Below are 12,084 nucleotides of genomic sequence, written 5' to 3' on the forward strand. Positions count from 1 at the left end.
ATTTTTTTTCTGTTATAACTGGATATTTAATTTTTATGATGAAGTTTATAAAAACTATTCACCAGGATGATAGGTCTTTTCGGCATTTTTTTGAACATCTGTTTTATAAAATAATACGTCTTTGAATTGTCCTTTTTGATACATTTCAGCTTGGTCGTAAAAATGCTTCGATTTTGGATCACCGCTGTTTCCTCCTGCCAATAAAGATTTAGCTTTTATTTTTGTTCCAAATTCGACTGCGCACACAAAACTGTTTCCGTTAGTTCCATAGCGTTTTTTAGTGTCTTTTTGATAATTGCTTTTAAAAGCGGGTAGACTTCCCCAAAGTGCTGGTCCAAATCCAATAGGCAAACTTTCCAAAGCATCATTATAAATCAGATTTATATCGCCCGAAGTTCTCTGGAAACGGTTGATTTCTCCCCAAGGAATTTGCCAGGTTCCAAATTTAATTTTCAATTCGTTTATAACCATTTGTAGTTGAGGAAGTAATTGTTGTGGTGTGGTGTTTTTTGCAAAATTTATAGTATTTTCTACTTGGTCCAGTTCTCCTTCATTAGTATATACTTTTTGAATAATTGGGTCCAATTTATAAGCCCATTCTACAGCCAGGGTTGTAGCGACAGAATTTTCTTTGGCATAATAATCCCAATTTTTTAATAGCGTGATCGGTTCTAAAAGTTCTTCGTAAAGCGGGTTATTTGTACTGATGTTTTTTTCGAAGCTGGAAATCAGCGATGGAATCAGCAATTCAAAAGCCGTTAGTTTTGTATCATAACCATCAGCAATTACTTTGTCTAAGGTGTATTTATTACCTTTGCTCAATAATCGAACGGCATTTAATCCTCTGAAACTTTCTCCGTCCGGCGCCATGTACGGCAAGTAATTTTCTTCTTTTGGACTATTGTCACCTGCCACAGTATAGGGCGTAGAGTTGCAGTTTTGCAGCCAGCCGTTTATTGGATTATAGGAATGAACTATTTCTGAAACTTCGTGTAATCCTTTCCATTGTGTTGCCGGCGTTGTGCCGTCCATCACTTTTGACCAGTTTAGTTTTTTGTCTCGAATAGGGACAAAATTCCCATGCCAATACGCAATATTTCCTTCTTTATCCGCATAAACGGTATTGTTTGAGGTATTGGCTTTCAAATCCATTGCTTTTTTGTATTCCTCAAAACTTTTCGATTTTGTTCGTATCCAACTTTGTTCCAGACTTTTCATCGAACGATTATTCGATTTTAAGCTAATCCATTTTTCGTCTCTTTTGGCCAAGATTGGACCGTGATTGGTGTAATACGTGTTGAATGTTTTAGGAATGAGTTTTCCGTTTTCCAGGTACTTGATGGTTATTTTTTTTTTGATAACCGGCACTAATTTGTTGTCGTATTCGTAAAATAATTTGTTGTTTTTGGTTACGATTTTCTCGGCATACATATCCGCAACATCTACATTTGACGAGGTGTGCATCCAACCGCAATTTTCGTTAAATCCTTGGTAAATAAAAAATTGTCCCCAAGTCACTGCTCCATAGGCATTCAATCCTTCTTCGCTACTCATTTGTATTTCGGGTCTGAAGTAAAAAGTGGTATGCGGATTAATGTATAAAATAGAATTTCCAGATGCCGTTTTTGAAGGAGCAATTGCAAAACCATTAGAACCAGTTTGCACATCTTTTTCTCGTTCTATGTATGCGACTTTATCGGTGTTTCCGGAATAAAAAGCTTTTAATTCTCCAGTCGTAAGATTTGCGGTACTTATGGCTCCAATGCTTCCGTCAGTCCAAAGTAATGGAAACCAAGGTTCAAAATGAGTCAATAAAGCGGGTTTTACTTCGGGGTGATTGTGCAGGTAAAAGTTGATTCCGTCTGCATAACTGTTTAATAATTTTTTCAACCAAGGTGCTGCTTTTTTATAATCGGCTTTTGCTTCTTCGGTATCAATCAAAAGTTTAATTTCTAAATCATTATATAAAACGGATTGTCCTTTAATTTCCGAAAGTCTTCCTAGTTTTTCAATGTAATTCATTTCTACCCGTTTGAAATCGTCTTCGCATTGCGCATACAACATTCCAAAAACGGCATCCGCATCGGTTTTGCCATATACATGTGCAATTCCCCAATTGTCTCTGATGATGGTGACTTGTTGCGATAGTTTTTTTAATTTTGCTGTTTCTTGACTTGACATCTTTTGTGAAAACATAGAGAAACTAAAACAAAAAGCTAAAATTATAAGTGGTAAATGATTCTTAAAATATTTCATGGATATTGAATTTACATTAGAGACTTACGTTTCGTTTGAATGCGCAACCCAGTTCCATTATAGAATCAGTTTTGGCAATACCCGGGATGGTGTCTATTTTGTCATAAAGAACTTTGCGCATGTGTTCATGATCTTTAGCAATGATTTTTATATAAAGAGTGAAAGATCCGGTAATATAATAGCATTCGGTTATTTCCGGAATGTTTTTCAGTGCCTCAATGATCCGGTTAGAATCTTGATCCTTATTCAAGGTTATTCCAGTAAATGATCCCCAATCATACCCAATTTTCTTTTCATTGATGACTGGTTTTATTCCGGCAAGTATTCCTTGTTCTGTTAATCTATTGATGCGCTGATGCACCATGGTGTTTGATATTTTTAGATTGGCCGCAATGGCAGAATACGCCATTCTTCCGTCTTTCTCTAATTCTTTGATAATGTTGATATCAAATTCGTCTAATATTTCCATGTGGTTTACTTATAAATGATGCTTTTGTATTGGTATAAAAGTACTTGTTTTTATTGATATGGGATAGTTGCATAATTTGAATTTTATATTTTGACTATCCATTATTAATACCAATCGGAAATTTTATTGGTCAATAAAAAAATAAAGTGATTTTCTCTTGAACCATTAAGAAATTAAAGTTCATTAAGTATAAAAACTTATTTTAAAATAAGATAAAATTTTTAGTCTGTTTAATGCATAGTTATAGTTTATATTTATAAATGACTTTATTTTGTCTAAATTAAGTAATTTATTTAAAATAATACTTTTAAAAAAGTCAAAACATTTATTTTTATTGATAAATTAAAAAAAAACTGTAGTTTTGTACTTTGTAATATCAAAATAGAAATATCATGACACACACAGAACAAAACCTTTCTTCAAAATCTGAAGCGTTGATCGCTAAAGAGAATCAATACGGAGCGCACAATTACCATCCTTTACCTGTAGTTTTAGAAAGAGGCGAAGGTGTTTATGTCTGGGATGTGGACGGAAAAAAATATTATGATTTTTTATCGGCGTATTCCGCCGTAAATCAAGGACATTGTCATCCAAAAATTGTGGGTGCGATGGTAAAACAAGCGCAAACATTAGCCTTGACTTCACGTGCTTTTCATAATAATCAATTAGGACCTTATGAAGAATATGTGACCAAGTATTTTAATTTTGATAAAGTACTGCCAATGAATACTGGTGCTGAAGCAGTGGAAACCGCTTTGAAATTATGTAGAAAATGGGCGTATGAGGTAAAAGGAATTCCTGAAAATCAAGCACAAATCATCGTTTGTGAAAACAATTTCCATGGAAGAACAACAACAATCATTTCATTTTCAAATGATGAGAGTGCCCGTAAAAACTTTGGACCATTTACAGAAGGATTTATAAAAATTCCATACGACGATGTTGAAGCATTGGAAAACGTATTAAAATCAACCAAAAATATTGCAGGTTTTTTAGTGGAACCTATACAAGGTGAAGCTGGAGTTTATGTTCCTGCCGAAGGATATTTGGCTAAAGCCAAAGCACTTTGCGCAGCACATAATGTTTTATTCATTGCAGATGAAGTGCAAACAGGAATTGCTCGTACAGGACGATTATTAGCAACTTGTGGAAATTGCGACTGTAAAAAGGGATGTGAAAACAAACCAGAAGTGAAACCAGATATCCTTATTTTAGGGAAAGCGATTTCTGGTGGTGTGTACCCGGTATCGGCAGTTTTAGCCAATGATCACATTATGAATGTGATCAAACCAGGACAACACGGCTCAACTTTTGGAGGAAATCCAATTGCTGCTGCTGTCGCTATTGCTGCGCTTGAGGTTGTAAAAGAAGAAAATTTAGCACAAAATGCTGCTCACTTAGGCGAAGTTTTAAGAACGGGACTTAACGAGATTGCTTCCAGAAATTCATTAATTACATTGGTTAGAGGAAAAGGATTATTGAATGCTATTGTTATTAATTGTGATGAAGAATCAGACTTGGCTTGGAATATTTGTATGAAATTCAGCGAATACGGATTATTGGCAAAACCAACACATGGTAATAAAATTCGTTTGGCTCCGCCATTAGTAATTACAGAATCTCAAATTCAAGAGTGTTTGGGTATTATAGAAAGAGCTTTAAACGATTTCAGATAATTTTAAGTATTAATGGGAAAAGCGATAAAATTAATAAAGAATAGGTCTGATATAGGTGCCGGTACTCGAGGATCTGATTTAGGGATTGACGCTATCGAAATTGCTGCAATTAATAAAAATAGTGATTATTTTAATCAATTTGAGTTTGAAGATGTAAAAACGCATAACGAATCCATATATGATAAAAATCGAAGTTCTTCTGCCAAAAGAATTGAGCATGTTGTGGAGCAATGCACCAGGGTTTGTAATGCGGTAAAGAAAAATCTAGCAGGAAATTATTTTCCAATTGTTTTATCAGGAGATCATTCTTCGGCATTAGGAACTTTAAGTGGTATAAAAGCGGCTTATCCTCAGCAAAATATCGGAGTATTTTGGATTGATGCCCATGCGGATTTGCATTCGCCTTACACTTCGCCATCAGGAAATATTCATGGAATGCCTTTGTCGGCGGCACTTGGGGATGATAATTTAAGTTGCCAGAATAATGATGTATCTCCGGAAACCCAACAACATTGGGAAGACATGAAAAATATTGGCTGTAAAGGAGCTAAAGTTTTGGCTGAAAATCTAATTTATTTTGGTGTTCGGGATACCGAAGCAGAAGAAGATAAGCAAATTGAAGAGTTGAACATCAAAAATTATAAGGTTGATGAAGTACGTTATAGAGGATTACAAACGTGTGTCGCTGAAGCCTTATCAAAACTAACGCATTGTGAAGTTTTGTATATTTCTTTTGATGTGGATTCCATGGATTGCGATATGATTTCTTATGGAACAGGTACTCCGGTTCCCAAAGGTTTTGATCAGTATGAAGTTATAGCGATTATCAATCAAATTATCCTAACGAAAAAGGTGGTTTGTATCGAATTTGTTGAGGTAAATCCATTATTGGATACTAAAGGGAACAAAATGGCAGAAACTGCGTTTGAAGTTTTAGAAACGATAACGACAACACTTACTCTTCCTATTGAATAGTTTATTTTTAGAATTTATAGGAAAGCCCGAAATCACTTTAGATTTCGGGCTTTTTATTTAATAGGTTGTATTAAAAATCAGAACGTAAAATTACATCGCACACAACCGGATGGTTTTCTAAAAAGAGTTTATAATTGGATTAACTTTTGTGTCCAGGATTTTGTATCCGGTATAAAAAACACACTTTAGTGAATTTAATCTTCTATCAGCGTGGAGTCTGGAGTATTCTATCAAATTCATGGATTCATTTCGAAACCCATTATTGGTATCTAAAAGAAGCTCTTTAGGGTACTTATTTATAGTGCATTATTAGTTAATGGAATTCTGGGATTTATATTAAAAATTTGAATTACAGTATCCAGTAAGTTCTAAATTAAACTAGAATTGGCTATCTTGCTATCTTGATCAGTAAGGATATTAATTACAATTAGATGTCATAATACTATTTAAATAGAGAAAAAATGAATAAAGTGGTAAATTTCATCGACTTACACAGCGGAGAAGAAAACAAAAAGAAAGTCTTAGATAATGTAACGTCCAACATCTCTTTTCGAGGCTCAAACCTATGGATTTTAGCCTGTGCAATTGTAGTTGCTTCTGTTGGTTTGAATGTTAATTCAACGGCTGTTATCATTGGAGCCATGCTTATTTCACCTTTGATGGGGCCAATTGTAGGAGCAGGTTTTGGTTTGGGAATTTATGATTTTAATCTACTCAAAAGATCACTTAAAAATTTGCTTATCGCCACGGTAGTGAGTTTGACAGTTTCTACGTTTTATTTTTTTTTAAGTCCTTTTAAAGACACACAGTCAGAACTTTTAGCAAGAACAGCACCTAATATTTACGATATTTTTATCGCTTTTTTTGGCGGACTTGTTGGAGTTATAGCCATCACAAGAGTAGAAAAAGGAAATCCTATTCCAGGAGTTGCCATTGCTACGGCTTTAATGCCTCCTCTGTGCACAGCGGGTTATGGCTTAGCTTTGGGGAATTTTAAATTCTTTTTTGGCGCCATGTATTTGTACACTATTAATTGCGTTTTTATTTGTATTGCAACGTTTATTATTGTCAAATATTTAAAATATCCAATTGTTAAACAAACTAATTTAAAGAACGAAAAGAGAGTGAAGTATATGATTTCATTTTTGACACTGGCTTTGATTGTGCCGAGTATCTTTTTTGCGTATCAGCTTTTCCAAGAAAAAAAATACAAACAAAAAGTAGAACAATTTTTAAAAGTAGAGTTTGTAGATAAAGGATTTACAGTTCTGTATAAAAAAACGCAGTTTACTTCAAACCCCAAAAAAATAGATATTGCTTTTTTAAGAAAGAGACTTGATAAGCGTGAAATAAAAGAACTTAACGCAAAATTGAAAACGTATGAATTAAACAATACCGTATTAAATATTATTCAAGATACGACCGACTTAAAGCAGGATATTTTGAATGAAATTACTTTTAACAATAAAACGATGAGTGAGAAAGATTTGATTATTGCCAAGCTGCAAAGTCAAATAACTTCTTTGAAATTTGATAATACTGCTATTTTGAATGAAACTAGAATACTGTTTCCTGATATTGAAAATATAGCCATTGCAAATCATGTATTTGATGAAAATCAGACAACCAAAAAAGTGATAACGGTAGTGCTTTATGAAAGTAAAAAAGATGTAAATGCTGCCGAAAAACAAAAGCTGACAGCATGGTTAAAGAATAAATTCAAGACTGATGTTGTAGAAATTTATAAAAGGCAATAATGTTTTTTTTATTGTAATTAAAATAAATCACCACTGATTCAACTGTTTTTATAATTTGAGTCAGTGGTGATTTTGTAAGACTTTTGTTTTTTTATAATTTAGGGCTTTTAATCTACAGCGTTTCAGTTTTCGGGACTAATTTTGGATTTGTATAATATTTTTTTCTAAACCAAAAAGCGACATTCACCAATGCAATTAATGCCGGGACTTCCACCAATGGCCCAATTACTCCTGCAAATGCTTGTCCGCTGTTGATTCCGAAAACGCCGATTGCAACTGCAATAGCCAATTCAAAATTGTTTCCGGTTGCCGTAAAAGCAATTGCAGTAGATTTAGAATAATCAGCACCAAAATACTTCCCGAGGAAAAAACTGACCACAAACATCAGGGTGAAATAAATGACCAAAGGGATTGCTATACGAACTACATCTAATGGGATTTGCACAATTAATGCTCCCTTCAGGCTAAACATTAAAACGATGGTAAATAATAAGGCCACTAAAGTAATTGGAGAAATAAAAGGAACATACTTGTTTTGAAACCAAGCTTCTCCTTTGAGTTTTATAAGGCCATAACGGCTTATTATTCCCAATGCAAAAGGAATCCCTAAATAAATCCCTACACTTTCTGCAATTTGACCAATACCAATAGTTACATTAAAACCGGTATAGCCAAAATATGGAGGCAAGATGGTTATGAATAAATACGCGTATACACTGTAAAGTAAGACTTGAAAAATACTATTTAAAGCGATTAATCCTGCGGCATATTCTCTGTTGCCATCAGCCAGATCGTTCCAAACCACTACCATTGCGATGCATCGTGCCAGCCCAATCAAAATTACTCCAATCATGTATTCCGGATAACCGTTCAGGAAAAGTAAAGCTAACGAAAACATTAAGATTGGTCCTACCACCCAATTGAGCAACAGGGAGGCACCTAATACTTTGGTGTTTTGGAACACTTCACCCATTTTACTATAATTTACTTTTGCTAATGGTGGATACATCATTAAGATTAATCCAATGGCGAGCGGAATATTTGTGGTTCCGCTGGAAAAAGAATTGATGAAACTCCCACTGGAAGGGACGAGATTGCCAACAGCAACGCCAATTGCCATTGCCAGGAATATCCAAAGCGTTAAAAACCGATCGAGGAAACCTAATTTTTTTCTTTCTGCCGCAGGGGCGCAAGTAGTTGCTGACATATTTATAATTTTATTTGGGAGAATATAAAACACATTTCGGTTGCAATTTGCAAACTGCGTTCCAGATATTTTTCGGCTTGTTGTGGTGTATTGTCAAATGCTTTTGGATCTTCAAAAGTAATTGGAATGCGCTTCTCGGCACCAGGGATAAAAGGGCAACCTCCATCTGCTTGCGAACACGTCATAATTGCTGCAAATTCACTTTTTGGATTAAAATCATCATCATACGTTTTGGAAAAACCAATAATTGGATGTTCATTTTCTCCATATTTTATGGCATAAATTGGGTTAGTTCCTGCTGCTATGGTTTTGATTTTAAAACCAGATTGTTCCAATGTTTTTGCTGCCATAGGAAACAAAGCGGTTGCCTCGGTACCACCAGAATAGCAAAATACATTTTTAATATTGAAATGTGCGGCTGCGGTTTGTGCCCAAACTTGTGCCAAATGGCTTCTTCTGGAATTGTGTGTACAAATCAAGTTCAGTCTAACTTCCTGTAAACTATTAACTTTATTTTGGATATAGTCAATAAGCGGTTGCAAAACTATTTTACGTTCCTTTGAAATACTTTCAAAATCAAAATGATTAATTATTTCTTCGATTGCTGGAAATGTGATTGTTTTAGGAGTTGTCATTTACGGTAAAATATTAAACATTAGCAACAGCCACCACCAGGTGTACAGCTATTAGTTTGGTTTGAAATTTCAGATAAGTTTATTTTTTGTTTTTCGGCAGGAATTCCACATTGGTCTTGTGCCAAACAAGCTGTTTGTTTGTTCAAAAGAGTAAATGATGTTCCATTGAAACCCAAGTCGTATTTACCAATTGTTTCTGCTTGATATTCTACTTCAATTACGTAATCTTCGATTCCTAATACTTTTTCTGAAAGGGCGATAATGTTTAAAAGTTTTTGTGGTTTTAAGCGGTGTTCAAAATCATTGGCATCCCATAATTGTAAGTTAACAACGGTTTCATTTCGAACTTTTCCTCCGCAGTCAATGAAATTTTTGGTAATTAAACCTACTTCAGTAACATGAAAATGTTCTGGAACATAAGTGCCGTTTGGTAATACAAAAGCAACGTTTTCTATCGTGCTCAACTCTTTTTTAATTTCTGATAATTTCATGATTTATGCAGTTTAAAAATTAACAACATTGATTTTTCTTGTTTTCTAAATAGGTATTGATCTGCTCAAAAAAGACTTTTATTTTATTAAAACCTTCTTCGTTAAGACAATAACATATCGCATTTCCTTCAAAATTGCCTTTTATGAGTCCGGCGTTTTTTAGTTCCTTTAAGTGTTGCGAAACGGTAGGTTGGGCAAGAGGTAGTTCGTTTACTATATCGCCACACATACAGCTGTTTACTTTGATGAGGTGTTCTATTATGGCAATTCGGGCAGGATGACCTATAGCTTTAGCCAAAGTTGCTAATTCGTTTTGCTCGTCTGTAAAATGTTCGGTTTTAGTAATTCCCATCGTTATATATTTATATTGCAATATTACGATACAGATAAATAAAAACCAAATATTAGAAGAGTATTTTTGTTTAAATTGATCAACTGGCAATTTGGGTAACTGCAGGCAATAGTTCCCAGGTATTTTAAAGTTGATGCTTGCTGATAAAATGATTCACAACTAAAATTATTAGGCAATAGAATTCTATGGACAGTAGAATCCAAGGTTTTTTTCAAAAAAAAAGGTTTTTAATTTTTGCAAATGATTCTACTTACATCCATTTAGATAAAAAATCAATCAATTCTTCCCTTAAATCTTTAAATAATTTTTCAAAAACAGTGATGCTTTCTCGATGTTTTTTATGGTCTGAAAATTCTGCATTGTCAATTGTATTCGGATTTTTTTGTGCGACAGACTCAAGATATGATTCGTGACTTTTAATATCGTGATTTAGAATATCTATCTGTTCCTTTTGAATAATCAGTTGATTTTGAAAATGATCTACTAAAGAGCGTGATTCGGTAGAAGTATTCTTTTCTGCGACCTCCGTAATACGATCAGCCATAATTTTAAGTTCGTCTTTATAAAATAAAAGTTTGTTTAACCACGTTTTGTGTTCTTCGTGCAGCTGATAAATTGTTTTTTTAGTTTCCATTTTCTGTCTATTTTATTAATTTTAGATTAATTAAACTTGGTTGGCTTTTTATTTTAGTAGAAATTGCAATATAATAACCATAGTTTATTACAAGATATCAAAGCTCAAATAAACCTTTTGGAATAGCGTGAAATCCTACTGATTTTACTTTGTTTTCAATAGCGCTGATAGATACTATTTTTGAAGTATGAATAGTGAACTCTCTTGGAAAAATTTCAGTATTCAACAGCACTTCTCTTATTCCGTCTAATTCTAATACTTTAGTTTTAATTTCCATTAAATCAATAGCTGTTAAAGCATTTGTTCCAAATATTTTACCATGTTTCCCAGGGATTACAGTATCGTCTAGTATGTTCATGTTTTTAGTTTTTAAAATTAGTAGGTAAGTGATAGAATATAGAATAGTTTAATTGTTAGTTAAGTAGTTTAAAATTAGTCATTTATATCGAATAATTTATAAGATTTAGGTTGGTTTTGTTTAAAAATGTTTACCTTAGTATATTGAATATCAATTAAATAAGTGTAAGATGAATAATAGAAACGATAAATTGAACTTTGACAAAAGAAAACCGGGTAAGAAAGATAAAAGTTTAGTCCCAGATTCTCTTTTATATCCTCCAAGTGAAGATATTTATAACCAATTCCATAAAGAAATGGAAATAGATCCAGAAGATGTTTCTAAAAAAAAGTCGCCGGTTGAAATAAATAATATCCGAAAATTGAATGAGAAAAATTTTGAAGAGGATGTTTCTGGCGGTGATTTAGACATTCCGGGCTCAGAATTAGATGATGAAATGGAAAACTCAGGAAATGAAGATGAAGAAAATAACCATTATAGTATAGGTGGTGACAATCATAGTAATTTAGAGGAGAATTCAGGAGATAAATTTAGGTAGTGGATTTGTCGTAAATGTTAATCTAATCAATCATGTCTTTGAGTAAATACAATCAAAAACGTAATTTTAATACCACTATAGAACCCAAAGGAAAAATGAAGCAATCGTCGCCTCAATTGATTTTCGTTGTACAAAAACATGCGGCTTCTCATTTGCATTATGATTTTCGTTTGGAGGTTGATGGTGTGTTAAAAAGTTGGGCAATACCCAAAGGGCCATCCATGAATCCGGCCGACAAAAGATTGGCCATTATGGTAGAAGACCATCCTTATAGTTATAAAGATTTTGAAGGCACTATTCCAGAAGGAAATTACGGCGCAGGAAATGTTATCGTTTGGGATAACGGAACGTATACTTTAGTCGATGAAGATGGATTAGATAAAGTTGAAAATAAATTACAATCTGATTTGCAAAAAGGGCGTCTTAGTTTTATTATGAACGGGAAAAAATTAAAAGGTGAATTTGTATTAGTAAAACTAAAAACCAAAAAGGAAAACACGTGGCTTTTGATAAAGTCAAAAGATCAGTATGCAAATGATCAAGATGTTTTGATGCATGACAAATCCATACTTTCTAATATGACATTAGAAAGTATGGAAACCCTAAAAAAATAATTATCATTAGAGCGTTTCGCCACATAAAAAGAGAGTCAATTAATCTAGGGATTAGTTGACTCTCTTTATATGTGGCGTCGGGCTATTCGCTACAAGTCCTCGTCGCGCCAAAAAAAGGCTGG

Annotated in this window: 13 protein-coding genes; 5 read left to right on the forward strand and 8 right to left on the reverse strand. The window is 33.6% G+C overall.

The window, feature by feature from the left end; all coding sequences use genetic code 11:
- Positions 1-54: 54 nt before the first annotated feature.
- Together ACNQGD_RS14750 and ACNQGD_RS14755 are read right to left on the reverse strand one after the other, a co-directional pair.
- Positions 55-2,181 carry a penicillin acylase family protein gene (locus ACNQGD_RS14750; protein WP_417999810.1) on the reverse strand — a complete coding sequence of 709 codons (2,127 nt, stop codon included), beginning with the start codon at positions 2,179-2,181 and terminating at the stop codon, positions 55-57.
- 91 nt (positions 2,182-2,272) lie between these two features.
- Complete coding sequence (locus ACNQGD_RS14755) at positions 2,273-2,725, reverse strand: Lrp/AsnC family transcriptional regulator (protein ID WP_417997440.1); 453 nt, start codon at positions 2,723-2,725, stop codon at positions 2,273-2,275.
- Positions 2,726-3,117: 392 nt separating this feature from the next.
- On the opposite strand from ACNQGD_RS14755, the gene rocD reads away from it, so the two are divergent.
- The 3 genes from rocD to ACNQGD_RS14770 all read left to right on the forward strand — a co-directional run bounded on the left by rocD (position 3,118) and on the right by ACNQGD_RS14770 (position 7,133).
- A complete protein-coding gene (rocD, locus tag ACNQGD_RS14760; RefSeq protein ID WP_417999811.1) occupies positions 3,118-4,401 on the forward strand; it encodes an ornithine--oxo-acid transaminase in 1,284 nt (427 codons plus the stop codon).
- 12 nt (positions 4,402-4,413) lie between these two features.
- Positions 4,414-5,376, forward strand: a complete 963-nt coding sequence (locus ACNQGD_RS14765; protein ID WP_417999812.1) for an arginase — start codon at positions 4,414-4,416, stop codon at positions 5,374-5,376.
- Between the two features lie 461 nt (positions 5,377-5,837).
- Entirely contained in the window at positions 5,838-7,133 is a 1,296-nt protein-coding gene (locus tag ACNQGD_RS14770) for a TIGR00341 family protein (protein WP_417999813.1), read from the forward strand.
- A 112-nt stretch (positions 7,134-7,245) separates the two neighbouring features.
- On the opposite strand, the gene arsB is transcribed toward ACNQGD_RS14770, so the two are convergent.
- From arsB to ACNQGD_RS14800, 6 genes are all read right to left on the reverse strand, one after another.
- Complete coding sequence (gene arsB / locus ACNQGD_RS14775; protein WP_417999814.1) at positions 7,246-8,340, reverse strand: ACR3 family arsenite efflux transporter; 1,095 nt, start codon at positions 8,338-8,340, stop codon at positions 7,246-7,248.
- Between the two features lie 2 nt (positions 8,341-8,342).
- On the reverse strand, positions 8,343-8,975 hold the full coding sequence (locus tag ACNQGD_RS14780; protein WP_417999815.1) for an arsenate-mycothiol transferase ArsC: 633 nt from the start codon (positions 8,973-8,975) through the stop codon (positions 8,343-8,345).
- A gap of 20 nt (positions 8,976-8,995) precedes the next feature.
- The gene (locus ACNQGD_RS14785) at positions 8,996-9,466 is read right to left on the reverse strand and encodes a DUF6428 family protein (protein ID WP_417999816.1); all 471 of its coding nucleotides are present in this window, start codon (positions 9,464-9,466) and stop codon (positions 8,996-8,998) included.
- A gap of 19 nt (positions 9,467-9,485) precedes the next feature.
- Positions 9,486-9,818 (reverse strand): ArsR/SmtB family transcription factor, encoded by a 333-nt coding sequence (locus ACNQGD_RS14790; RefSeq protein ID WP_417999817.1) that lies wholly within the window; start codon positions 9,816-9,818, stop codon positions 9,486-9,488.
- Between the two features lie 250 nt (positions 9,819-10,068).
- Positions 10,069-10,452 (reverse strand): hypothetical protein, encoded by a 384-nt coding sequence (locus tag ACNQGD_RS14795; protein ID WP_417999818.1) that lies wholly within the window; start codon positions 10,450-10,452, stop codon positions 10,069-10,071.
- Between the two features lie 97 nt (positions 10,453-10,549).
- Positions 10,550-10,810, reverse strand: a complete 261-nt coding sequence (locus ACNQGD_RS14800) for a heavy-metal-associated domain-containing protein (RefSeq protein WP_417999819.1) — start codon at positions 10,808-10,810, stop codon at positions 10,550-10,552.
- Positions 10,811-10,979: 169 nt separating this feature from the next.
- Here ACNQGD_RS14800 and ACNQGD_RS14805 point away from each other — a divergent pair, with 169 nt between their 5' ends.
- Positions 10,980-11,348 (forward strand): hypothetical protein, encoded by a 369-nt coding sequence (locus ACNQGD_RS14805; RefSeq protein ID WP_417999820.1) that lies wholly within the window; start codon positions 10,980-10,982, stop codon positions 11,346-11,348.
- A gap of 32 nt (positions 11,349-11,380) precedes the next feature.
- Entirely contained in the window at positions 11,381-11,962 is a 582-nt protein-coding gene (locus ACNQGD_RS14810; protein WP_417997431.1) for a DNA polymerase ligase N-terminal domain-containing protein, read from the forward strand.
- Positions 11,963-12,084 lie beyond the last annotated feature (122 nt).

The organism is Flavobacterium glucosi, assembly GCF_048286535.1.
Lineage (GTDB): Bacteria > Bacteroidota > Bacteroidia > Flavobacteriales > Flavobacteriaceae > Flavobacterium.

What these genes read in the sequence shown, in the direction of transcription:
- ACNQGD_RS14750 (WP_417999810.1), bottom strand. Translation starts at nt 2,181, where the DNA reads ATGTCAAGTCAAGAAACAGCAAAATTAAAAAAACTATCGCAACAAGTC.
- ACNQGD_RS14755 (WP_417997440.1), bottom strand. Translation starts at nt 2,725, where the DNA reads ATGGAAATATTAGACGAATTTGATATCAACATTATCAAAGAATTAGAG.
- rocD (WP_417999811.1), top strand. Translation starts at nt 3,118, where the DNA reads ATGACACACACAGAACAAAACCTTTCTTCAAAATCTGAAGCGTTGATC.
- ACNQGD_RS14765 (WP_417999812.1), top strand. Translation starts at nt 4,414, where the DNA reads ATGGGAAAAGCGATAAAATTAATAAAGAATAGGTCTGATATAGGTGCC.
- ACNQGD_RS14770 (WP_417999813.1), top strand. Translation starts at nt 5,838, where the DNA reads ATGAATAAAGTGGTAAATTTCATCGACTTACACAGCGGAGAAGAAAAC.
- arsB (WP_417999814.1), bottom strand. Translation starts at nt 8,340, where the DNA reads ATGTCAGCAACTACTTGCGCCCCTGCGGCAGAAAGAAAAAAATTAGGT.
- ACNQGD_RS14780 (WP_417999815.1), bottom strand. Translation starts at nt 8,975, where the DNA reads ATGACAACTCCTAAAACAATCACATTTCCAGCAATCGAAGAAATAATT.
- ACNQGD_RS14785 (WP_417999816.1), bottom strand. Translation starts at nt 9,466, where the DNA reads ATGAAATTATCAGAAATTAAAAAAGAGTTGAGCACGATAGAAAACGTT.
- ACNQGD_RS14790 (WP_417999817.1), bottom strand. Translation starts at nt 9,818, where the DNA reads ATGGGAATTACTAAAACCGAACATTTTACAGACGAGCAAAACGAATTA.
- ACNQGD_RS14795 (WP_417999818.1), bottom strand. Translation starts at nt 10,452, where the DNA reads ATGGAAACTAAAAAAACAATTTATCAGCTGCACGAAGAACACAAAACG.
- ACNQGD_RS14800 (WP_417999819.1), bottom strand. Translation starts at nt 10,810, where the DNA reads ATGAACATACTAGACGATACTGTAATCCCTGGGAAACATGGTAAAATA.
- ACNQGD_RS14805 (WP_417999820.1), top strand. Translation starts at nt 10,980, where the DNA reads ATGAATAATAGAAACGATAAATTGAACTTTGACAAAAGAAAACCGGGT.
- ACNQGD_RS14810 (WP_417997431.1), top strand. Translation starts at nt 11,381, where the DNA reads ATGTCTTTGAGTAAATACAATCAAAAACGTAATTTTAATACCACTATA.